Annotated in this window: 18 protein-coding genes and 2 rRNA genes; 11 read left to right on the top strand and 9 right to left on the bottom strand. The window is 34.5% G+C overall.

Annotated features, from left to right (window positions below):
- Positions 1–9: 9 nt before the first annotated feature.
- From CSW08_RS04515 to CSW08_RS04505, 4 genes are all read right to left on the bottom strand, one after another.
- Positions 10–1,356 (bottom strand): histidine kinase, encoded by a 1,347-nt coding sequence (locus CSW08_RS04515; protein ID WP_106658726.1) that lies wholly within the window; start codon positions 1,354–1,356, stop codon positions 10–12.
- A 46-nt stretch (positions 1,357–1,402) separates the two neighbouring features.
- Entirely contained in the window at positions 1,403–1,528 is a 126-nt protein-coding gene (locus CSW08_RS18430; RefSeq protein WP_262496533.1) for a hypothetical protein, read from the bottom strand.
- A gap of 192 nt (positions 1,529–1,720) precedes the next feature.
- Positions 1,721–2,449: an energy transducer TonB gene (locus tag CSW08_RS04510; protein ID WP_106658725.1), complete on the bottom strand. Its 729-nt coding sequence runs from the start codon at positions 2,447–2,449 to the stop codon at positions 1,721–1,723.
- 177 nt (positions 2,450–2,626) lie between these two features.
- Positions 2,627–3,112: an Hsp20/alpha crystallin family protein gene (locus CSW08_RS04505; RefSeq protein ID WP_106658724.1), complete on the bottom strand. Its 486-nt coding sequence runs from the start codon at positions 3,110–3,112 to the stop codon at positions 2,627–2,629.
- 287 nt (positions 3,113–3,399) lie between these two features.
- Here CSW08_RS04505 and CSW08_RS04500 point away from each other — a divergent pair, with 287 nt between their 5' ends.
- The 6 genes from CSW08_RS04500 to rplS all read left to right on the top strand — a co-directional run bounded on the left by CSW08_RS04500 (position 3,400) and on the right by rplS (position 8,103).
- The gene (locus CSW08_RS04500) at positions 3,400–4,356 is read left to right on the top strand and encodes a TerC/Alx family metal homeostasis membrane protein (protein ID WP_106658723.1); all 957 of its coding nucleotides are present in this window, start codon (positions 3,400–3,402) and stop codon (positions 4,354–4,356) included.
- Complete coding sequence (locus CSW08_RS04495) at positions 4,334–4,852, top strand: DUF2490 domain-containing protein (RefSeq protein ID WP_157831423.1); 519 nt, start codon at positions 4,334–4,336, stop codon at positions 4,850–4,852. Before CSW08_RS04500 ends, CSW08_RS04495 begins: the two co-directional genes overlap by 23 nt.
- Positions 4,765–5,088, top strand: coding sequence for a DUF2490 domain-containing protein (locus CSW08_RS18425; RefSeq protein WP_106658721.1), 324 nt, complete (start codon positions 4,765–4,767; stop codon positions 5,086–5,088). The genes CSW08_RS04495 and CSW08_RS18425 overlap by 88 nt, the downstream gene beginning before the upstream one ends.
- 204 nt (positions 5,089–5,292) lie before the next feature.
- The gene (locus CSW08_RS04485) at positions 5,293–6,681 is read left to right on the top strand and encodes an FAD-binding oxidoreductase (protein WP_106658720.1); all 1,389 of its coding nucleotides are present in this window, start codon (positions 5,293–5,295) and stop codon (positions 6,679–6,681) included.
- Positions 6,682–6,938: 257 nt separating this feature from the next.
- Positions 6,939–7,616, top strand: a complete 678-nt coding sequence (gene trmD, locus CSW08_RS04480; RefSeq protein WP_106658719.1) for a tRNA (guanosine(37)-N1)-methyltransferase TrmD — start codon at positions 6,939–6,941, stop codon at positions 7,614–7,616.
- A gap of 136 nt (positions 7,617–7,752) precedes the next feature.
- Positions 7,753–8,103: a 50S ribosomal protein L19 gene (gene rplS / locus CSW08_RS04475; protein ID WP_106658718.1), complete on the top strand. Its 351-nt coding sequence runs from the start codon at positions 7,753–7,755 to the stop codon at positions 8,101–8,103.
- A 697-nt stretch (positions 8,104–8,800) separates the two neighbouring features.
- On the opposite strand, the gene CSW08_RS04470 is transcribed toward rplS, so the two are convergent.
- Positions 8,801–12,571 (bottom strand): glycosyltransferase, encoded by a 3,771-nt coding sequence (locus tag CSW08_RS04470; protein WP_106658717.1) that lies wholly within the window; start codon positions 12,569–12,571, stop codon positions 8,801–8,803.
- A complete protein-coding gene (locus CSW08_RS04465) occupies positions 12,564–13,904 on the bottom strand; it encodes a glycoside hydrolase family 2 TIM barrel-domain containing protein (RefSeq protein ID WP_106658716.1) in 1,341 nt (446 codons plus the stop codon). The genes CSW08_RS04470 and CSW08_RS04465 overlap by 8 nt, the downstream gene beginning before the upstream one ends.
- A gap of 412 nt (positions 13,905–14,316) precedes the next feature.
- Between CSW08_RS04465 and CSW08_RS04460 the strand changes: the two genes are divergently transcribed.
- The 5 genes from CSW08_RS04460 to CSW08_RS04440 all read left to right on the top strand — a co-directional run bounded on the left by CSW08_RS04460 (position 14,317) and on the right by CSW08_RS04440 (position 21,052).
- On the top strand, positions 14,317–16,527 hold the full coding sequence (locus tag CSW08_RS04460; protein WP_106658715.1) for an NADP-dependent isocitrate dehydrogenase: 2,211 nt from the start codon (positions 14,317–14,319) through the stop codon (positions 16,525–16,527).
- A 75-nt stretch (positions 16,528–16,602) separates the two neighbouring features.
- Positions 16,603–18,978, top strand: coding sequence for a TonB-dependent receptor (locus CSW08_RS04455; protein ID WP_106658714.1), 2,376 nt, complete (start codon positions 16,603–16,605; stop codon positions 18,976–18,978).
- Between the two features lie 131 nt (positions 18,979–19,109).
- Positions 19,110–19,934: a DUF4249 family protein gene (locus CSW08_RS04450; RefSeq protein WP_106658713.1), complete on the top strand. Its 825-nt coding sequence runs from the start codon at positions 19,110–19,112 to the stop codon at positions 19,932–19,934.
- 79 nt (positions 19,935–20,013) lie between these two features.
- Positions 20,014–20,835: an N-acetylmuramic acid 6-phosphate etherase gene (murQ, locus tag CSW08_RS04445; protein WP_106658712.1), complete on the top strand. Its 822-nt coding sequence runs from the start codon at positions 20,014–20,016 to the stop codon at positions 20,833–20,835.
- On the top strand, positions 20,822–21,052 hold the full coding sequence (locus CSW08_RS04440) for a DUF6095 family protein (RefSeq protein ID WP_106658711.1): 231 nt from the start codon (positions 20,822–20,824) through the stop codon (positions 21,050–21,052). The genes murQ and CSW08_RS04440 overlap by 14 nt, the downstream gene beginning before the upstream one ends.
- Positions 21,053–21,056: 4 nt before the next feature.
- On the opposite strand, the gene CSW08_RS04435 is transcribed toward CSW08_RS04440, so the two are convergent.
- The 3 genes from CSW08_RS04435 to CSW08_RS04425 form a co-directional block, all read right to left on the bottom strand.
- The gene (locus tag CSW08_RS04435; RefSeq protein ID WP_106658710.1) at positions 21,057–21,560 is read right to left on the bottom strand and encodes a hypothetical protein; all 504 of its coding nucleotides are present in this window, start codon (positions 21,558–21,560) and stop codon (positions 21,057–21,059) included.
- 122 nt (positions 21,561–21,682) lie between these two features.
- Positions 21,683–21,790, bottom strand: a 5S ribosomal RNA gene (gene rrf / locus CSW08_RS04430).
- Between the two features lie 194 nt (positions 21,791–21,984).
- A 23S ribosomal RNA gene (locus tag CSW08_RS04425) occupies positions 21,985–24,807 on the bottom strand.
- Positions 24,808–24,838: the final 31 nt, after the last annotated feature.

Below are 24,838 nucleotides of genomic sequence, written 5' to 3'. Positions count from 1 at the left end.
TATATATATTTAGTTCCAACGTTTTTGATTTTCTTCTTGTCTCATAAACTGTTCTATCTTGCGTTTTTCCCAAGTGCTTCCTAAAAATTTATCGCTAACAAAGACCCTGAAAGCTTGAATTGATAGGCCTAAGCCCCAACCTAACATTGGGAACCAAAACCATTGGAAATCCCAGTAGGTTCTATAATTAATGAATATTAAAAAGGGTATTACAAAGATGTAGGATACGAGGCTGTAATAAAAATTCTTAAGTTCTTCAACATGGTTGCGAGCTCTTATATAGCTGTCTCCCATTTTTGATTCTGATTGTTGTGTTCTTATAATTGATATTTGTTTTGTAAGCATAGGTATGGCTACTGCAAACCTATTGGCTTCTTTGTTAATGTTTATTTTTTTGGTTGTTAATAAATCATAGCGTTGCATGATATTGCTTAAGCCCACGCCGCTACTCTTTTTTACGATGTCTTTTAGTTGAAGATTATTCTCTATAACTAAATAATTGCCATCTTCATATATCTTAATGTGCAATGGTTTACTTGATGTCACCATGTTGTGTTTAACGGCATTTTCTAAAAGTAGCTGTAATGATAATGGCACCACTTTACTTTCGGGATTGGATGCTTTTTCGGGCATTTCAAAAATAATGCTATCTTCAAAACGCATTTTTAATAAAGACATATACGTTTTGGCAAACTCCAATTCTTCATCAACCGATACCAATTCTTTATCCTTTTGTTCTAAAACATAGCGATATACTTTTGATAGCGATGTGGTGAATTTTTGCGCATTTTCTGGATTTTCTTCAATTAAACTGGTCAGCACATTTAAACTGTTGAATAAAAAATGTGGATCTAACTGATTTTTTAAAGCATCAAACTTAGCACTTGCCGTACCCGCAATAACCTTTTGTTCCTTTATTTTGTTTTGCTGATATCTGTTATAGAAGTAGATAAAGTAAAAAACAATAACAATGGTTAGCGTAATCCAAATTCCAAACTGGTAATACCTTATATGTTCGTTTTTTATAAATTCTGAAAATGTTTCACCATTAAATACCATGGCAGTTAATGCCCTCATTAAAAACAAACCTATTAAAGTAATGACTGTTGAACCTAAAACACTAATAACGATGCGTTTTGCTTTATAGCTTTTTTTCCATGACAACCGGTCTAAATACTGAAAAAAATACATATTTGAATACCCTAACACGAAGGCATACAGCTGATATAATGAAAATTCAATTAAAGCATTATTAAAACTTTCATATTCAAATCCACCTGAAATGAGGTTGCCAATTACAAAGACGGCACATCCAATTATAAATGTTAAGATGATATTTTTGATCGATTTTGCCATATTATTTTTTGTACGTGAACAACAGGATTTTTGCACGGTTATTAGGCTAACTCAAGCGACATAGTATTTCTGCTTTAAAGTTAGTAAAAAGTTCTAATGGGATTTTTAAATTTGGTTGCCCATTTGGCAATGCCGAAACCAATAAGGTAGCAATAGGAATAAGATGTTTCATGTTTTCTTTTTTTAATTATGAAACAAATATCTTATGGGAGTGAAGAAAATAAAAAAGGTATTGACTGAATTGTAATTTATTATTACTGAACTGTAATTTAAAACACCATAAAAAAAAAACGGCTAACCATATTATGTATGGTTAACCGTTTAAAACAATCAAACTCAATATAAAACCTAACGGTTTATCTTTTTAGTTTACTGCCATAACAAAGTTGATTGGCAAACTAAATGGTACTGGTACTGGTTTTCCTCTTTGTTTACCTGGTATCATTTTTGGCAATGTATTTATGATACGTACAGCCTCATTTTCTAAAGTCTTATCTGGCCCCCTGGTTCTTATTTTTGTAATACTACCATCTTTATCGATCGTAAACATAACGGAAACCCGACCATGTATTCCTAATTCTAATGCTACTTGTGGATATTGAAAATGCTTTACGACATGTGCTTGTATTTTCTGTTCAAAACAAGCTCTTTTTTGAGCTTTACTTACATTTTCGCAACCAGGGAAAATGGGAACATCCTCAATAATCGCAAAAGGTACTTCCACTTCCTCTTCTACCTCTGTAACGGCTACATCACGAACATTAACAACAACATCTGCTATTCTATCATCCTGACTTACTTCAGTACTCTCAATAACGGTTTCCTCAATGTCTTCAATATCTTCAACAATTTGAACGGTCTCAGTTAATACGACAGGTGGGGGTGGTGGGGGTGGTGTATTTATATTTATTATGGGTATTTCTTCTTCTACTTCTTTTTCTAAGTTTATCATACCAATATCAATATCTGCCTTATCATAAGTTTTAAATTCTAATGCTTGCCATGTAATAAACAACATGATGTTAAGTCCTATGGCAAAATATAAACTGCTATTTCTGCCAATTTCTGCTTGTGGATTCTTTTTAACTTGCATGACTCGTGTTTTTATGGTATAAAATTATACCAATGACCCATTATTTACTATGATAATTATCATATCATAACCAAAAAATCATTAAAATTTTTAATAAAAAAAGCTGCCTTTTCATAAGGCAGCTTAAGTGTTTTTTAACTGGCTTTAATGTACTAAATACCAGTAAATCTTTAGTTTTTAAGAAACATTAATGGTTCTAGCTGGTTTTTGTTTGGCTTCTTCTTTTTTAGGAAGATGTACGCTTAAAATACCTTCGTTATATGTTGCCTTAATTTTGTCGTCTTGTACCGTTTCTGGCAATGTGAAAGTTCTTTTAAATGATGAATAACCAAACTCCCTGCGTGTATAACCTGCTTCTTTTTCTTCTTTATTTTCTTCTTTAATTTCTGCTGAAATAGATAGAACATGGTTCTCTAAATCGATGTTGAAATCCGATTTTTTCAATCCTGGAACTGCCATTTCAACAATAAAAGCATCCGATACTTCTTTAATATTTACTTTAGGAAGCGAAATACCAGTATTGAAATTTGAAGAAAATAAGGTTGGAAATTCCCCTAAAGGAAAATCTTCAAGCCATGTAGATAAATTTGGGAAGTTTGACAATCTATTTTTATTAGTTGTTGTTAAACCTCCATTTTTTGTTACTGTTGCTAAATTGCTCATAATTAAAAATTTTTAGTTAAACATTATTTTATCTATTTTACTGAAAAGTGACAAAAAAAATACCAAAACACAAAGTGGCAGATAACAACCTTTTTTTTAATATTACGTTAACAGACTAATGACAATTTTTCATTTTTGCAGTATAAAAGACTGTCATAATTTCAGAAAATAAAATCATAAATAATTAAAAAACAGATGGTTATTTTTAGAAAAATAAACTAGTGCACATGCATTGTTTTTGAGAACAAATCAATTAATTTCGTTTAAATTTTAATCCCTAATTCAAAATGGATAATACAACACCTTGGATAATTTTAATAGTTTACGCTATTGCTCTTTTGTTTTTTGATTTTTTCGTGTTGCATAAAAAAGGCGAACAATCATCTACCAAAAAAGCCGTTTACGAAACCATTTTTTTTATTTCCAATGGGCTTTTATTTTCTATTTTAATTTATTGGTTTTATAGTGCTCAACTTGTTGACAACTCAACCAACCTTACGCCTAGCAAAGCGGTCCTAAATTATTTAACCGGCTATATGGTTGAATTATCATTAAGTGTTGATAATTTATTTGTTATTGCTGCCATTTTTGCCTCATTTAAAATCCCGCTTAAATCCCAGCATAGGCTATTGTTTTTGGGTATTTTGGGGGCTATTGTATTTAGGGCGATTTTAATAAATTTAGGACTTGTTCTTATGAATAAAATTCATGGAATGAGCATTGTTTTTGGTCTTTTCCTATTGTTTACAGCTATAAAAATGTTGAAGAATGATGTGGAACATAAAGAAAAGGAACAAGGCAAAGGCTTATCTAAGTTTTTTAGGCTCACCAAAATCATTGATGGTGAAAAATTCACGACTGTTGTTGATGGTAAAAAAGTATTTACGGCCTTATTTGGTGCCTTAATTACCATCGAGTTTACGGATTTGCTTTTTGCACTGGATAGTATTCCTGCCATTTTATCAATCACCACAGACCCCTTTATTGTGTACAGCTCTAACATATTTGCCATTATGGGTTTACGTTCGTTATACTTTTTTCTTTCAAATATGCTTGAAAAATTCGCGTATCTTAAATACAGCGTGTTTTCCATTTTATTATTCGTTTCGATAAAATTGATAAGTTCACAATTTTTTGAAATTCCTGAATGGTTCTCGTTATCTTTTATTGGACTTTCTTTGGGTGTTGGCATCTATATTTCTACTTTAAATATCAAGAATCTTGATTCTAAAAAGGATATTTAAACGTTTATTAATTGCTGTTGTTTTAATTTCCTTTTTAAGTCATAAAACAAGTGCACAAAACAAAACCGTAACACATGAAAACCAACAATGGCTGCAATATTATAATGAAACCAAATTAAACAACCATTGGACATTACTTGCGGATGCCAGTTATAGATGGAAAGATGGTTTTAATGAAAGTTCCCAATTTATTGTAAGATCTGCTTTGGGGTATGCCATAAAACAAAATCTTAGGGTTTCGGCCGGTTTTGCTTATTCTGGCTTTTATTCGCAAGATGCTTTAAACAGAATGGAATACCGCCCACATCAAGAATTGGTGTTTATAAATAACCTTAACAACATTAAATTTAATCATAGACTGCGTGTTGAAGAACGTTTTTTCAACCTACTTGACAATTCAAATAATACATTAATTTTCGCTTCAGGTATAGTTTTGCCGTCAACTTTACCCTATTCAAATTATCAAAAACCAATCCTGAAAGCTTATTTTTATTGAGGATTAATGATGAAATTTTTATAAACGCGGGAAAAGAAACACTCAATAAGATTTTTGACCAAAATAGGTTTGTAGTGAGCCCAACCTTTCAATTAAACAATAGTCTATCCATTTCACCCACCTGGAACAGTCAGTATGCTTCCACCTCTACATCTGGACATTACAGACAAACAAATGTATTTTGGTTACAAGTAAGACATAATTTGGATTTAAGTAAAGGTAGCAAGGCAAATTAGAATATTGGCTTGTAGATTTTTTTGCTTCTGAAAAATTGATAGTGTACAAAATTTCAACTAACTTCGTTTAACTATCGATATAGACAATTGAAACTATCCATATCTTAGAAGTTGGCAACAATTAAGCATGGAAGGAATATAGAAAATTAAAAACCACTTGTGCTTACGGGAAACTAACTAAATATTCATTTAAAATTTTAAACCATGTTAGATCAAATAACAATTCAGGAATTTTCGCAAACCTTAAGTCAACCATTAATTATGCCTTTAGAGCCAGGCTATGATGAAGCACGTTCTGTCTGGAATGGAATGGTTGACAAACGACCTGCAATGATCGCAAAATGCACAAATGTTGATGATATCAAAAAGTGTGTGAATTTTGCTCAAAGCCATAATTTATTGGTCTCCATTAAAGGAGGGGGCCATAATGTTGCCGGAAAGGCAGTTTGCCATGACGGGTTAATGATTCACCTTTCGCAAATGAATGCTGTTATTGTTGATCCGGTTAAAAGAACAGTCAGAGTTGAATCGGGTGCGACAATTGGTGAGCTAGACAAGGAAACTCAAAAATTTGGTTTGGCTACTCCAGTTGGTATTGTTTCAAAAACCGGAATAGCAGGTCTGACTTTGGGAGGAGGCAATGGCTATTTAGCGCGTAAACATGGCCTTACTATTGATAATTTATTATCCGTAGAACTGGTTACTGCTAACGGTGATTTCATCTCTGCAAATGAAACTGAAAATCCAGATCTGTTTTGGGCAATTCGCGGCGGTGGAGGAAATTTTGGAGTGGTAACCTCCTTTGAGTTCAAACTTCATGAAATAGGTCCTGAAATCATGGCTGCACAGATATTTTATCCTATTGAAGATGCTAAAAAAGTGTTTACGTTTTATCGCGATTTTACATCAAATGCGGCAGATGAACTTGCAGGTTATGCTCTAATTGTAAGAATTCCACCGGCAGATCCGTTCCCGGAAGCATTTCAAGGAAAAACAGCAATAGCACTCCTGGTAGGCTATGCAGGTAGTTTGGATGCTGGTAAAGCAGCTCTGGCACCACTTGAAAACTTTGGAAATCCAATTCTTCGGGTAATAATGCCCATGCCCTATTTAGCACTACAAACAAGTTTTGATCAGAGTGCGCCAAATGGAATACGAAATTACTGGAAAGCACATTATATGGATGATCTGACAGACGAAGCAATAGATGTTTTGGTTAATCACACCAGGCATTTCCCAGGAGCATTTTCTGCTGTAGGACTTGAACCATTTGGAGGTGCAATCACCCGGGTAGAAGAAAATGCTACAGCATTCCCTCAAAGAAGTGCCTCTTATATTTTAGGGATATTTTCAGGTTGGATAGAGCCTGAAAATGACGAAAAAAACATTAATTGGACACGTGAATTATATAATAAAATGACACCCTTTGCTTCTGGCGGTGCATACAGCAATTACCTTGATCATGATGATAGCGATAAGGTAAGTGCTTCATTCGGTTCAAATTATTCGCGCCTGCAGGATGTTAAAAGTAAATATGATCCTAATAACTTCTTTAAACTGAATCAAAATATTATACCAAAACCAGATTTATAAGTGTACAAAAAATGGATTAATAATGACTTAAACCATTAATGATTTTATTAATTAGTGAGAATACGGTGCTCTTTAAAGAACTTTTGCCAACAATCGCTAAAAGCAATAATCGCTAAAAGCAATGCCTTTCAAATTCCTGCTTAAGCGATAACTTACTAGTGCAGCACAGCTTTTAGCTACATGTTAAACGAAACAAAATTTTCCCTCAACATATAATTCTCCAAATAAACTATCTTTGCATGTTTTAAAACAACATCATGCGCATAGATATTATTACCGTTTTACCCGAATTACTTAAAAGTCCGTTTGAAGCCTCCATTTTAAAACGTGCTATTGAAGCGAATTTGGTTGAGGTCCATTTTCATAATTTAAGGGATTATACGAGTGATAATTATAAATCGGTTGACGATACCCAGTTTGGTGGCGGCGCTGGTATGGTGATGATGATTGAACCAATAGATAAATGTATTTCTGCACTAAAAGCAGAACGCCATTACGACGAGGTTATTTATATGACGCCTGATGGCGAAACCCTAAAACAAGGTATGGCGAACCACATATCATTAAAAGAAAACATTATTATCTTGTGTGGTCACTATAAAGGTGTTGACCAACGGGTACGCGACCATTTTATAACCCGTGAAATTTCTATTGGCGATTATGTATTATCTGGTGGCGAGTTGGCCGCTGCGGTACTTTGCGATGCTATTATTAGATTAATTCCAGGTGTTTTGGGTAATGAAACCTCTGCCCTAACCGATTCATTTCAAGATAATCTATTGGCACCCCCCATTTACACGAAACCACGTGAGTATAAAGGCTGGAAAGTCCCTGAACTGCTATTTAGTGGTAACCTACCAAAAATAGAAAAATGGCGTGAAGAGCAGGCTTATGAACGCACCAAAGAACGACGGCCTGACTTATTAGAAGATTAAAAACTTATTTTTAAAAACTTTTGGCTTTTAACTTTTAACTTTTAACTTTTTAATTATCTTTGCAGCCAATTTCGGGTTAACCTCTGGCGAGAATCGTGTATGTTGTTTCGAATTAATCATTATTAAATTTAAAGATATGGAATCTTTAGTAAAATTTGTTCAAGACGAGTTTGTAACGAAAAAAGACTTTCCAGAGTTTGGAGCTGGAGACACAATTACTGTTTACTATGAAATTAGAGAGGGCGAAAAAGTGCGTACTCAGTTTTTTCGAGGCGTAGTTATTCAACGAAGAGGCACTGGAGCATCAGAAACTTTTACCATCAGAAAAATGTCTGGTACTATTGGCGTGGAACGTATATTCCCTGTTAATTTACCTGCTTTACAAAAAATTGAAGTTAACAAAAGAGGTAAGGTTCGTAGAGCTAGAATCTTCTACTTTAGAGGTCTTACTGGTAAAAAAGCTAGAATCAAAGAAAGTAGACACTAAAAAATACACTTTCTGTTTTTTAGACAGAAACTTAGAAGCCTTGAATTATCAAGGCTTTTTTTATGAACAAAAGTTAATAACTTCGGTTCATAACGAGTTGATATCTAATTACCTAAAAAATTTGTTTTTTTGATTTCTTAAAGTATATTAGCAAAAGAATTAAATAACAACCTCGGTTGGTTTCATGTAAAAGTGAATTTATATTGACATTCTAATTGAAGTAACGTTCTTTATAAAAATTGTTTTTTGAGGTTTTGTTGTGCCACGTGTAAGCGTGTGTGAGCAAAAAACCATGAAATCATCAATTGATTTTTAGATGTGTAACAGCTAAAAACTAATATGATTGAAAGTTCCCAAAATAATAGGTTCCGAAAGGGCTTAGTATTGTAAGAGCAATGCTTGGAAGTTTATTGGTTGTGAAAACAAATGATAGATTGAAAAGTATCAAAAGAAACAATTAAACTGAAATATTTTGGTAATATGTCAATTCATTTTGAAAATTATTTAAATGTTTCATTGAACTAGTAATACTTGTATTGAAAAGATTTAGTCGTTAAGATTAAGTTGAATTAGTAGCAATACTAATTAGATCAAGTCTTGCTACTTCAAAGAAAGCCATATCACAATAGATTAAGTTCTATATGATATGGCTTTTGTTTTTTATAGTATCCACTTCAAATGCAATTGTCACAATATACTATTCAATCAATAAGGGCGTGCTCAAACTTGTAAGGCTGGTAGTGATTATATCTCCTTTTATAATGGTTAAGAGCAGTTTATAGTTCTCATGATTTTCTGGCACTTTTAAGTTTAAATTAGAATCAAACCCTATGTCTTTTATGGCAAGGTAATTACCATAATCATCACATTTTACTAAAGACCACTCAAATTTAAAACCATCATTATTTGTTGGAAAAATCCAGCCCTTACTATCATCATAAAACATAGCCCGATAAGTGTATTTATCATTGCCAAATATTAATTTTGAGGGTTTTAATATTTTAAATATTGGAAAAATAACTTTACTGTTTGTTTTACCTAATTTGGAATGCAAGGTATAATAGTCTTCTTTATATCTGCCTTTTCGGTCTACTAATCCATAAAAATCCAGTTTATTGCTTTCATGTTTATCCTGCCATGATGTTATATAAAAAGGCTCATTTTTAATACTTTTCTCATGTTTAACAAATTTATCTGTATTAATTTCCCTAAAGACAAAATTCTTTCCTGTTTTTTTAATGTGATTTAAAACATCATATAAATAACCATCCTCTTTAACCACAAGTCCAATGGCGTCAATCCCATTTATATTACTTATTAATCTATTTATATGAAAAATGGATTGTTTATTTATTTCGACATCTACTACTACTGGTCGATTAGGGTCTAACGTTTTAATATCTTCAACAAGACTTTTTAACCACAATAGGTAGGCTCTATTTTGATATAAAAGCTCTGGTTTATGGTAAAAGTTTTTTTGATTGTATTGCACATCATTTTCAATATTCCAAGAAATGATATGCTTATTAGTTTTCAAAGAATTAATTTTTTTGAGAATTTCAGATTTTAATGATTGTGCTTTTAACGTATCAATCATGAAATCAAGATCTTCAGGAATCCAAAAACTAAGTGAAATATCCATTTCAAACATATCACTAATCTTTAATACATTATAATCGTATGCAGCATTAAGTTGATATTTGATGGTATTTACCCCTAGCGTTTTAAGCTTTTGAAAATCGGCAATTAAACTATTTCTATTTAGCACATAATAGTCGCTTTTCCAATTATGTCCTTTTTTAAAATTAATCCCTTTAATATTGTTTAATGGGTTTGGTTTTTTAATAAACTGAGTGTCACTTGTTTTTAAATTTGGTAATGGTTGGAATACATAGCTTGGCACGTCTTTATTGGCAAATGAACTTTGTGTAAGTTGCTTTGAAGCAACCGACCAATCTAAATACTCATTATGGTGTTCTCTATCAGGCCAATTATTATCAAATTTGCTATTAAAATAAATAAGAGATTTAATTTCAGGGTAATCATCTGCCATAACGTTAAAAGCTTGGTCTAGCCAATCTTGTTGATCATTTTCCTGATCAATAGATTTCAAAGATCCAAACTCAGATATAATTACCGGAGTTAATGGTAGGTTTTTGAGTTCATCATGAAAAGGTTGATACAAACTTTTAAAATCATGCCCTTTTCCATCTTTATTGAACTCTCCATAATTTAAAACATTGACACCAATCCAATCTAGATAAGACTCTCCTGGATAAAAAGTTACCATGTTTTCTGATTTCCACGGATTCCATATCCAAACTATATTATTGGTCCCACGCCTTCTAAATATTTCGTAGGTATGAATCCACGCGGATTTAAACTTTGTCGCTGCCTCTTTCCCTTCCATATACCAAGGATAAAAAGGATTGTCGAACTCATGTGCAAATCTTAGAAAAACAGGACTATTATATGATTTTAAATCATCGGCAAAACTGGCTATAAAATCATCAAAATATCCCTCTGTTATAAGATCGTATACATGCTTACCTTCTATGCTTTTATCGCTTTCAAAAGTGTTTAGCCAAGGTTCCCAAGTAATAAAAGGTATGGATTTTTGTTTTAATACCGAATCCATTATAGTTTTTGGGAAATTGGATTTCGTATTGGCATCCCAGCTTATATATAAAGAAATTAAATCGAAATTCTCATCAGCGTTATTTAATGTTCTTTTTATTTCATTAAAATCGGTAAGACCATTATCGGAGCTCGGAGCAAAAACACCCAGATAATTAATAATATTTTTCTCTTTGACAATTGGTGAAACACCACCCCATTTTATATATTCCCTATAATATAGCAGACTACCACAACTAAAAATGCAAAACAAAATTATTGGCAAAGCCAATTTACTAAATATATTAAAAGCACTGTTTCTTATAGCTTTGGTATATACTTTATGGTTTTCATCAAAGCTTATATTTTCTAATGAAGGCTTTTCATAAGCAAAAACTAAAGTATAAAACATAAAAAAAGCATTCATTAATGCAAAACCCGCCATAAACAATGAAAATGGAGTCAAATCTATATATAGCCCATAAATTACCGCTGCAATAGACATAACAGCAATTACTAGATTTGGAATTAATAACTTAAAATTTGTTACCTCCTTATCATTTTTTGGGGTTGGCAAATAAGGTACTTTCTTCCTTATTACCGTATATATAAAACCCATTAGTAAAACCCACCATGTGCAAATCATTAACAAGCCCCCGAGTATGTGAATGCCTCGCTCGCTTTTATTTATTACCCAACGCTGAACATACAGGCGAATACCTAAAATAGATATAAATAAAGGCATATATATAAGTCCGAAATTTATAATATTACCCTTCCAAGGTAAAGAAGCATTACATAGAGAAATTATAGGTATTAAAAAACCAATCAGAAAAAAAATACCCGACAAATAATGCATTGGTAGTATTCCGTAATGTATCTTTTGTCTCCATGTGAAATTTTTAAATAATTTAGGATATACCGATACTAACAATTCTAATGTACCCCTAGACCACTTTAACTGTTGTTTATAATAGGCGGTTAGCGAAGCTGGCACTAATCCTTTTGTAAATGCCCGTGGAACGTATATAGATTTCCATCCTTTAGCATGAAGTTTCATAGCAGTATGCATATCTTCAGATAATCCGGGCGCATGTCCACCTATGGAATCTAATGCTTTTCGTCTAAAAACACAATTAGCACCTATGGCATTTACTGTTCCGTATGAGTTCATACACATCATAAGGGGACCGTAAAAATGAAATGTTTGCTGTGCAGCCCCTTTAGCCACTGATGATTCCTCTACATTATAGTATACTTGAGCGGTTTGAACAAACCCTGTTTGTTCATCTTCAAAGTAAGGTATTACTTCATCCAAGAAATTTGACAAAGGAACGTGATCTGGATCAAGAATCAGACAAATTTCACCCGTTGCTTGCTGTAAAGCATTATTAATATTACCCGCTTTGGCATTAATCCTGTTATCTCTTGTTACATGAATAATCCCATTATTATTACAGAAATCCTTTAAATAAGCATCATTAGCTTCATCGCATAAATAAGTGGTGTGAGGATATTTAATTTTCTTGATAGCTAAAAGCGTTTCAACTATCATGTCGTAAGGTTCGCCAGGGAAATAAGTAGTTAATATGTCTACCGTAAATTGTTTATTTGAAATTGGCTTTACAGGCACACTAACATGCCAGTAGTGATACCATATATAAATAATTCTCAGACCATCAAATAGTATAACACTGGTTAGTAGCCAAAATAAGAAAGGGTTTTCAATTAATTCAGGTTGAAGGAACCAGAAAAAAAAATTAAAAATACTTAACAAGGCAATTATAATAATTAACCTTAGAGCAAATAAGTCCCTTCTTCTAGGATTTGTTATAATATTTGCATCAATCATTGGCTTCTAAAACATAAAAAGGTATGTTGGCTGTGGAAAAATTCCCTTTTTCATCATACACATGAACAAAAATCCTATATGGCCCTTCAATATTTGGTGTTTTAAATGTGAAAATTAAATCGCCCTGATTATCTGGACTCTTCGAAATTAATATAGGCTTGTTTTCAATATCATATATTTTATAATACCAACCTTCTTCATAAATTTCCCATTGATACTTAAAAGTATTATCGATTTCACCATCTAAAAGTAGGCTCGCCGTTTTTATATCGTTCGGTTTATAAATCAATTCATCTTCAGCTCTTTTTCCATCTATCGTCATTTCCTTTAATTTTGGTGGAAAATCATTTATAATTGATGAATTATCCCAACATGCTTGCATTTCATAATATACCTGAGACTTTCTTCCTTCATCGTCAAATATACTAAACCACGTGTGTGTGCGCTCTTGCTTTTGGGCCCAATAAAAAACTAAGCTACCCATAGAATTTTCATCAATAGCTATATACAAATTGTATTGATTTCTATATTGCTCTCCTTTTTTGGTACTTGTTTGTTCTATTGGAGCATCCCATGGCGTCAAAGTTGACTCCCATGGCCCACTATTTCCATATTCGCTTATATAATAAGGCAATTGCTTTATTATATAACTCAGTTCTTTATATCGGCTATTTAGACTCCATAAACTGCCAAATATATTAAACCCTAAGAAATCAAGATTGGGAGAATGGAAATTAATACTTAAAATTTGCCATCTGTCATATTGATTGCTCGTCCCAACAGGATGGTTCGGATCTATGTCGTGAACCATGTCAATTAAATCATTAAACGCTTTAATAAAATCATTCTTTATTAAAACCTCCGGATATTCGAGTTCATTCCCCAGATTCCAGAATAGCAGAGCTGGATGGTTTTTATATGTATTTACAAAATTTTTAACAGTACTTTTTAAGACAATGATATTTTCTTCATCAGAATAGAAGTTATACTTTTTATCATATTTAGGAATGGGTATATCAACAATAACTGCTATGTTATTACTATGAGCTCTATCCAAAATCGATTGAATATTGATAGTATCATATAGACGAATGGTATTTCCCCCAATATCAGATAAAGCTTCTAAATGTTCTCCATTTCCTGCCGCTCCTTTAATTCCAAAAAGCTTACCTTTTCTAAAAAGATTAAAACCAGTAGAATCTTCAACAATATAAACATCCTTTGTTTTGTCTATGACATTTTTTTTAGCTCTATGGGTGTATAGGAATAGAGAGGCCAGCGAAACTAAAAAAACAACAAGGAACAAACCAATTATTTTAATAAACCTCTTCATTAAAAATATTCAGTCAAAATTAATAGCACACAAATGTATCAATTAAATCTTACACTATTTATTAAACCATTTAAAAAAGAAATCATGTGACGTCATTTTTAACAGAATATGACAATGGACGGACATTATAACACTAAAACAATAAACAATCCAATTTAAAATGGAGTAAAAAAAAAATCAAAACCCCTCGTTTCATTAATATCAATTTTAGGAATTAATACAATTTCAATACATTATTTAAGAATTAACAAAAAACAATATTTGTATTCATTGACAATAATAAAACTTCTACAATAGTATTTATAACCCTATAATAACCTTATAGATTTTGTATATTCGCATCGCGAAAAAAGTCTTTAGGGATTTTATGAAATTGCATCTTTTATTTTATTAACTTAAAAACTAGACCCGAATGTCTAAAATTTTCTATACAAAAACAGATGAAGCTCCTGCTTTAGCAACACGTTCATTATTACCAGTAGTAAAAGCCTTTGTTAAATCTTCAGGAATTGAAATTGAAACTAAAGATATTTCTTTAGCTGCAAGAATTTTAGCTGTTTTTCCAGATTTTTTAAAAGAAGAACAACGCGTATCTGATGATTTGGCCATACTTGGTGCATTGGCTACGAAACCCGAAGCAAATATTGTTAAACTTCCCAATATTAGTGCCTCCATTCCACAATTAAAAGCAGCTATAAAAGAATTACAATCAAAAGGATATGCTATTCCAAGCTATCCAGATGAACCACAAAACGATACAGAAAAAGAGGCTAAATCTCGATACGATAAGATAAAAGGTAGTGCTGTAAACCCAATTCTTCGTGAAGGGAATTCAGATAGACGCGCACCAAAAGCGGTTAAAAATTACGCAAAAAAGAATCCACATTCCATGGGCGCATGGAGCAAAGATTCCAAAACACATGTTGCAACCATGTCCAACGGCGATTTTTATAATAATGAAAAATCCATAACCTTACCAGAAGCAACTAGTATTACTATAGAACATACAGATAGTAAAGGGAACATTACCATTTTAAAAGATAAATTTGGGCTATTAAAAGGCGAAATAATTGATGCTACTATTCTTAGCAAAAAAGCCTTAGTGTCATTTTTTAAGGAACAAATAGCTGACGCCAAAGCTAAAGACGTGTTATTTTCATTGCACATGAAAGGTACCATGATGAAAGTGAGTGATCCAATAATTTTTGGACATGCTGTAAAAGTATTTTTTAAGGATGTATTTGATAAACATGGAGCGACCCTTGAAAAAATAGGCGTTGATGTCAATAATGGTTTTGGCAATTTAATTGAGAAAATTCAGGAATTACCTGAAGCACAACGAAAAGAAATTGAAGCTGATATTGCTGGGGAATTTAAAAAGCGTCCTGCTATTGCCATGGTAAATTCCGATAAAGGTATTACAAATCTTCATGTACCAAGTGATGTGATTATTGACGCTTCCATGCCCGCCATGATTAGAACTTCTGGACGTATGTACAACCCAGAAGGAAAACTTCAAGATACCAAAGCCGTCATTCCTGATAGTAGCTATGCTGGCATCTATAGTGCCACCATAGATTTTTGTAAGGAAAACGGTGCTTTTGACCCTAAAACAATGGGGACCGTGCCTAACGTTGGTTTAATGGCTCAAGCAGCTGAAGAGTACGGCTCTCATAATAAAACTTTTGAAATTGCAACTGATGGTATTGTTCGTGTTGTGGACGCTTCCAGAAACACATTATTGGAACACCCAGTTGAAGCTGGAGATATTTGGAGAATGTGCCAAACCAAAGATGCCCCAGTACAGGATTGGGTAAAATTAGCAGTAACACGTGCTAGAGCATCTGAAACTCCTGCCGTATTTTGGTTAGACGAAAACAGAGCACATGATGCTGAATTGATTAAAAAAGTAAATACCTATTTAAAAGATTACGAAACGAAGGGATTGGATTTAAGAATTTTAGCGCCTATTGATGCTACGTTATTTACGTGCAAAAGATTGAAAGAAGGTAAAGATACCATATCGGTTTCCGGAAATGTATTACGTGATTATTTAACCGATTTATTTCCAATTTTAGAGGTTGGTACCAGTGCAAAAATGTTGTCGATAGTACCTTTAATGAATGGTGGCGGTTTGTTTGAAACAGGTGCTGGTGGTTCTGCGCCAAAGCATGTTGAACAATTTATAAACGAAAATCATTTACGTTGGGATTCATTAGGTGAATTTTTAGCATTAGCAGTATCCCTTGAACATTTTAGTGAGGTAAACAACAATTCCAAAGCAAAAATTTTGGCGGAAACACTCGATGAAGCTACTGAACAATTATTGGAAAACAATAATGGCCCATCTAGAAATGTTGGAGAAATAGATAATAGAGGCAGCCACTATTACATCGCTAAATATTGGGCTGAAGCATTAGCAAACCAAGATTCTGATGGTAGCTTAAAAGCAGAATTCACGCCTATTGCTAAAGAATTGGCAAGTAATGAATCTGTTATTTTAAATGAACTTAGCAGCATTCAAGGAAGTCCTGTTAACATAGAAGGTTATTATATCCCAAATGAAAAGCTTGTTAATGAAGCGATGCGACCAAGCAAAACCTTCAATGCTATTTTAAGCTAAAATTATTAGTATAAAGTTTATATAAAATGCCTCTTAATCAGAGGCATTTTTTTTACATTTAGCGAAAATTGATTGATGAAAAACATCTTTACCTGCTTTTTTATATTTTCTTTTTTCAATTGTTTTTATTTAAGTTCCCAAGAAAAGTTTACTTTAAGCGGAACTATATTTGAAGTTAAAAGTAACGAAACAGTCATAGGTGTTAATCTATACTTCCCTGAAATTGAGCTAGGAACATCTTCAAACGAATATGGTTTTTTTTCAATCACACTTCCCAAAGGAACGTATCAACTAATGATATCTTCTATTGGTTATAATACGATAATCGATACCATAAATCTTTCTAATAATATAACAAAAAATTATAGTTTAGAAGAAAATATAGAAACCCTAAACGAAATAATAATCACAGAAAATATTGAAAAACTGGATATTAAAAAACCTCAAATGAGTGTTAATAGTTTAACATCCAATACTATAAAAAACATACCCGTTGTTTTGGGAGAAGCTGACATTATAAAAGCAATCACGTTATTACCAGGGGTGACAAATGCGGGCGAAGGGTCTTCTGGATTTAATGTAAGGGGTGGCGCGGTAGATCAAAATTTAATTCTTCTAGATGAAGCCACTATTTATAATTCGTCTCACCTCTTTGGCTTTTTTTCTGTTTTTAACCCAGATGCTATCAAAGATCTAAAGTTATACAAAGGAGGCATTCCAGCTCGCTATGGTGGTAGGGTGTCTTCGGTATTGGATATTTATCAAAAAGATGGTAATAGCAAAAAATTTCATGCTAACGGTGGCATAGGCATTGTTTCTAGCAGGTTACTTATTGAAGGTCCTCTAAAAAAAGATAAAAGTTCGTTTCTTTTTGGAGGACGCTCAAGTTATGCCCATTTATTTTTACCATTGTTTGATATTAATAATGAGGCCTACTTTTATGATCTAAACACCAAGCTAAGCTTCAAAATAGATGATAAAAACAATATTTATTTATCTGGTTACTTTGGCCGTGATGTATTTACTATTGCAGATTCTTTTGAAAACATATATGGTAATTCCATTCTTAACTTGAGATGGAACCATCTATTCTCAAATAAACTTTTTACCAATTTATCTCTCATTTATTCCGATTATTATTATGATTTGAAGCTCAATTTTGTGGAATTTAAGTGGAACTCTGGGATTCAAAATTTCAATTTAAAATACGATTTTAAATATTATATGAACAATAAAATGAAGCTCGAATTTGGTTTAAACAGTATTCATTACAAATTTAATCCTGGAAAAATAGAACCTACAACTTCCACTTCTGGCATTAGTCCTTTTAAACTTATAGACAAATATGCTTTTGAGAACGCTGTTTATTTGGATTCTGAATATCAATTATCAGATAAATTGGCTGTTTCTTTTGGATTAAGACTAAGTTCATTTTTACGTTTAGGTCAAAATGAACTCAATGTTTATGAAAATGATCAACCAGTTGTTTTTAATGAAGATTTACAAATTTATGAAAAAGCAAATCCAATTGGTACAGAAAATTTTAAAAAAAGTGATGTTATAAAATCATTTTTTAATCTGGAACCAAGACTAACCTTTGCATATCAACTAAACAATAACTCATCTATAAAAGCAAGTTACAATAGAATGAGCCAATATTTACATTTATTATCGAACACAAGTTCTCCAACGCCGCTTGATGTTTGGACACCCAGTGGAAAATATATCAAACCTCAATTACTAGACCAGTATGCTATTGGATATTTTAAAAACTTCAACAATACTGATTACTCATTTGAAATTGAAAGTTTTTATAAAACAGTGAAAAACAGAATTGATTATATTGATGGAGCCGATTTAATAGCCAATGATGCCATAGAGCAAGTTATATTAAATGGTAGTGCCAAAGCGTATGGTTTAGAGGTTTTATTTAAAAAAAATGAAGGCAGATTAAATGGATGGTTAGCTTATACACTCTCAAAATCAAAGCAACAAACAAAAGGGAGAACACCAGATGAATTAGGTATTAATTATGGTAGTTGGTACAATACGCCCCATGATAAAACACATGATATTTCGATAACCGTAAGCTATAAGTATTCTGAAAAATGGAAGTTAAATGCCAATTTTTTATTTCAAACTGGCAGGCCAACAACGTATCCTAATTCTCAATACATATATAATGGGGTGAGTGTGCCTAATTTCGGTCCAAGAAATTCCAATAGATTACCATCGTATAATCGTTTAGATATTTCCACAACTTATACCCCAAAACCAGATAAAAAAGAAGGCTGGCAAAGTTATTGGGTTTTTGGAATTTACAACGTTTACAATAGAAGGAATGCTGCATCCATTAGTTTTGGAAATAATGAAACCACTGGGATTAATGAAGCAACACGATTGTCCATATTTGGCATAGTCCCATCGATATCCTATAATTTTAAGTTTTAATGCCATGAAATGAGCATGACCGAAAATTGGTCTCAATTGAAAATCATCGAATACAAAAAAAATAGTAACCGATGAGATAAACACTAATTAAAATATGCGAATACCATATGAAAAATAAATAAATATCACATATGAATTCTATATCCAAAAAAATAATAGTCGTTTTCACCTGTATATTGTCAATAGCTTGTGAAGATGTTATTCAAATCGATACTCCCAATATTCCGCCAAAATTGGTTATTGAAGCTTCTATTAATTGGCTTAAAGGCACTCCCGGTAACTTCCAAATAATAAAATTATCACTATCAGCCCCTTACTTTGATACACAAATTCTACCTGCCAATAATGCTGAAATAACAGTTACAGACAGCAGCAACAATACGTTTGTTTTTTCTGAGAATGAAGATACAGGTATCTATATGACCTATAATTTCATCCCGAAGATAAATGAAGAATATACCCTAAATATTACTTACCAAAATGAAACATATATTGGCACAGAATTATTAAAATCAATAACTTCAATTACCCGTGTAGAACAAGAAAACAATAAAGGTTTTTCAGGTGATGAAACTGAACTTAAAGCCTATTATTTAGATCCTGAAAATGAAGAGAATTATTATTTCTTCGAATTTATCAATGATAAAAATTCTCTTGTTGATTTAGAAATTTATGATGATGAGTTTACCAATGGAAATGAGATTTTTGGATTTTTCAGTAAAGAAGACTTGAATACAGGAGATGAAATAATAATTAGAAATTATGGAATTTCAAAACGTTTTTATGAGTTTATTTTCCTTTTACTTCAACAAAAAACAGATGAAAATGGTAGTCCATTTGAAACTCAACCTACCAGTATTAGAGGTAATTGTGTTAATATAACAAATCCGAGCAATTATCCTTTTGGTTATTTCAGACTTTCTGAAGCAGACCAATTTATTTATACTATCGAATAAAATTTGTTAATGCTGAAAAATAATAAAAGGATGGCGCGGGATTTAACGTCACATTATCAAAAAATCGTATTTTTAGCAAATGAACTTTATTAAAACGACCGAGCAAGATTCTAATTATAACCATCTGGAAATGATGAGTATTTCAGAATTGCTTAAAAATATTAATAATGAAGACAAGACAGTTGCATTAGCTGTTGAAAAAGCAATTCCACAGATAGAAAATTTAATCGAACAAACAGTCTCTAAACTAAAAATAGGCGGACGCTTATTCTATATGGGTGCAGGGACCAGTGGTAGGCTAGGTATTTTAGATGCTTCAGAATGTCCACCCACCTTTGGTGTTTCGCCTGATTTAGTAATTGGATTGATAGCTGGCGGTGATTCTGCCATTAGAAAAGCTGTTGAATTTGCTGAGGACTCAACAACATTAGGTTGGCAAGATTTACAATTTTACAACATCAACCAAAACGATATAGTTGTAGGGATAGCTGCTTCTGGTACGACGCCTTATGTCATAGCTGCTTTAGAAATGTGCCATAAAAATAATATTATAACTGGATGCATCACTTGTAATCATGATAGCCCGTTATCTAGAACCGCTCAATTTCCCATTGAAGTCATCGTCGGTCCAGAATTTGTTACAGGAAGTTCCAGAATGAAAGCTGGTACCGCACAAAAAATGGTTCTAAATATGATAACTACTACGACCATGATTCAATTAGGGCATGTTAAAGGAAATAAAATGGTGGATATGCAACTAAGCAACAACAAACTAGTTGATAGAGGGACTAAAATGATTATGGCGGAGCTTAATATCCCACAAGAAGAAGCAAAAAAATTATTAGCTACATATAAAAATGTACGATTAGCAATTAAAAACTACCACCATGGAAACAAGTAAAACTGATAAAAAAATTTTAGCAAAAGGTGTAAAAACTTTAATTTTTGCACTACTAAGTCTATTCATGGGGCCCATTTTACTTAGTGTAGCCCTTAGCAATAAAGAAAAACCTCTTTATATACCTATACTGATAATTGGATGCTTAATTTCCGCTTTTGCTGTCTTTTTATTATTTAAAGGCATTAAAATTATAATGAATAGTATGTTTAAAAAATAAACTCCTAATTGTTTTGTATTGCTTTTTTTGGAGTCGTAGGATTATATCCAAAATCTGAATCTTCTAAAGAAATATTTAAACCATTTAATATATAGCTTATAATAGCATAATGATGTATGGCATGACTATTAGCCTGTGATAATGCCGCTGCTAAGGTATAAGCCATTTCAATCTTTCCTAACCCCAAATCATCTGTAACCATAACGATATCATCTACATTGTAATTGGTGTCCTTTAGCCTTTCAATAATAATATTTAAATATTCTGCCGCTAAATTACAACAATTTTCAACAGCTGTATTTCTACTTCTTGCCGTTAAATCAATTCGATTTTTTAAATCCTTATTTAATATACACCCATAAAAATCCAAAATATGTCTTATATGAGACCCTATACTTGAATAGTAAGGAGATACCGAAGTGTTAGATAGTTGTTCGTTAGATAAATTGGTTAGAATGTATTGAGTCTTTTGAAGTGTTTTTAAAGTAGATTGGATGATTATGTTCATGTAGCCTAAATTAATTAAAATTTTTAAGTTTAAAAATTATTTTCAATTAGTCTTTATAAATAATTACTCATAACCCCCCTAAAAACAAAAAAGCCCTTCATATTTCTATGAAGGGCTTCCAAAAAAGGCAACGACCTACTCTCCCACTTTCGCAGTACCATCGGCGCTAACGGGCTTAACTACTCTGTTCGGAATGGTAAGAGGTGAGCCCCGTCGCTATAACCACCTTAGGTCATAGCTGTCCGCTATTGGCTTTTGGCCTTTAGCATCCAGCGTCCATCAAACGATGGACAAATATCTTAACATACTGAAACAAGATCATGAAACACAACAATAATTATTTTAAACCTATAAAAAAACATCCGCCCCCCCGTTGCCCTCTCGGGCAAGTGTCCTCCCCCAATGGGGGAGTTAGAGGGGGCCGTACAATAAGCCTATGGGCTATTAGTACCACTCGGCTACGACATTGCTGCCCTTACACCTATGGCCTATCGACGTGGTCATCTCCCACGGCCCTTTAAAGAAATCTCATCTTGTGGTGGGTTTCGCGCTTATATGCTTTCAGCGCTTATCCCTTCCCAACGTAGCTACTCTGCAATGCTCCTGGCGGAACAACAGATACACCAGAGGTTGGTCCAACTCGGTCCTCTCGTACTAGAGTCAGATCCACTCAAATTTCTAACGCCCACTGTAGATAGAGACCGAACTGTCTCACGACGTTCTGAACCCAGCTCGCGTGCCACTTTAATGGGCGAACAGCCCAACCCTTGGGACCTTCTCCAGCCCCAGGATGTGACGAGCCGACATCGAGGTGCCAAACCCCCCCGTCGATATGAGCTCTTGGGGGAGATCAGCCTGTTATCCCCGGCGTACCTTTTATCCTTTGAGCGATGGCCCTTCCATGCGGAACCACCGGATCACTATGCTCTTGTTTCCAACCTGATCGACTTGTAGGTCTCTCAGTCAAGCACCCTTATGCCATTGCACTCTGCGCACGGTTACCAAGCGTGCTGAGGGTACCTTTAGAAGCCTCCGTTACTCTTTTGGAGGCGACCACCCCAGTCAAACTACCCACCAAGCACTGTCCCCTTTCTCAAGGGTTAGACTCTAGATAAGCAAAGGGTGGTATTTCAACAATGACTAACCTACGCCTGGCGACGCAGGATCGAAGTCTCCCACCTATCCTACACATTACTTATCCAAAACCAATACTAAGCTATAGTAAAGGTGCACGGGGTCTTTTCGTCCCACAGCGGGTAATCGGCATCTTCACCGATACTACAATTTCACCGAGCTCATGGCTGAGACAGTGTCCAGATCGTTGCACCATTCGTGCAGGTCGGAACTTACCCGACAAGGAATTTCGCTACCTTAGGACCGTTATAGTTACGGCCGCCGTTTACTGGGGCTTCATTTAAGACCTTCGGGTTGCCCCTAAGCCCTCCACTTAACCTTCCAGCACCGGGCAGGTGTCAGGCCATATACGTCATCTTTCGATTTAGCATAGCCCTGTGTTTTTGATAAACAGTCGCCTGGACCTTTTCACTGCGGCCCATCCGAGGATGGGCGACCCTTCTCCCGAAGTTACGGGTCTATTTTGCCTAATTCCTTAGCCATGAATCTCTCGAGCTCCTTAGAATTCTCATCCCAACCACCTGTGTCGGTTTGGGGTACGGGCTGCTTCACTTGTTTTTCTTGGAAGTCGCTACTCTGGATTATCACCTTGGCCGAGGCCTCAGTGTACTATCGCCGTGTTGCCACTGGCTTCAACGAACTATTCCGTCAGTTCGCACCAAATTTACGCCTCCGTCACTTTTAGCGTGAGCAGGTACAGGAATATTAACCTGTTGTCCATCCACTACCCCTTTCGGGTTCGCGTTAGGCCCCGACTGACCCTCAGCTGATTAGCATAGCTGAGGAAACCTTGGTTTTTCGGAGTGCGGGTTTCTCGCCCGCATTATCGTTACTTATGCCTACATTTTCTTTTGTAGCTTCTCCAGCATGACTCACATCACACCTTCGACGACACTACAATGCTCCCCTACCCATCTTTCGATGCCATAGCTTCGGTAATATGTTTATGCCCGATTATTATCCATGCCGGACCGCTCGACTAGTGAGCTGTTACGCACTCTTTAAATGAATGGCTGCTTCCAAGCCAACATCCTAGCTGTCTGGGCAGTCCAACCTCGTTATTTCAACTTAACATATATTTTGGGACCTTAGCTGATGGTCTGGGTTCTTTCCCTCTCGGACATGGACCTTAGCACCCATGCCCTCACTGCTGATTAACATTTTATAGCATTCGGAGTTTGTCAGGAATTGGTAGGCGGTGAAGCCCCCGCATCCAATCAGTAGCTCTACCTCTATAAAACTATGGATCAACGCTGCACCTAAATGCATTTCGGGGAGTACGAGCTATTTCCGAGTTTGATTGGCCTTTCACCCCTACCCACAGGTCATCCGAAGACTTTTCAACGTCAACCGGTTCGGTCCTCCACTGTATGTTACTACAGCTTCAACCTGCCCATGGGTAGATCACACGGTTTCGCGTCTACCACTACTGACTAAAGCGCCCTATTCAGACTCGCTTTCGCTACGGATCCGTGACTTAATCACTTAACCTTGCCAGCAACGGTAACTCGTAGGCTCATTATGCAAAAGGCACGCCGTCACCCCAGAAGGGCTCCGACCGCTTGTAAGCGTATGGTTTCAGGTTCTATTTCACTCCCTTATTCAGGGTTCTTTTCACCTTTCCCTCACGGTACTAGTTCACTATCGGTCTCTCAGGAGTATTTAGCCTTACCGGATGGTCCCGGTGGATTCATACAGGATTACTCGTGTCCCGCACTACTCAGGATACCACTATCTACGCACGCCTTGCCTATACCGGGCTATCACCGTCTATGGCCCCTCTTTCCAAAGGGTTCTAGTTCATTGTGTTTCGAATGTCGTGGTCCTACAACCCCGGTACTGCCGTAACAGTACCGGTTTGGGCTAATCCGCGTTCGCTCGCCACTACTAACGGAATCACTTTTGTTTTCTCTTCCTCCGGGTACTTAGATGTTTCAGTTCCCCGGGTTTGCCTCCTTTCGGATAACATATCTTCAATATGCTGGGTTGCCCCATTCGGATGTCCGCGGATCGATTCGTGTGTGCCGATCCCCGCGGCTTTTCGCAGCTTATCACGTCCTTCTTCGCCTCTGAGAGCCTAGGCATTCCCCATACGCCCTTATTTAGCTTATTGTACTTTTTGCTTTTTTAATGAGTTACTGTCC

It is taken from the genome of Confluentibacter flavum, assembly GCF_002843175.1.
Classification (GTDB): domain Bacteria; phylum Bacteroidota; class Bacteroidia; order Flavobacteriales; family Flavobacteriaceae; genus Confluentibacter; species Confluentibacter flavum.
Note: the sequence above shows the minus strand (reverse complement) of the source record. Positions and strands in the feature narration are given on the sequence as shown.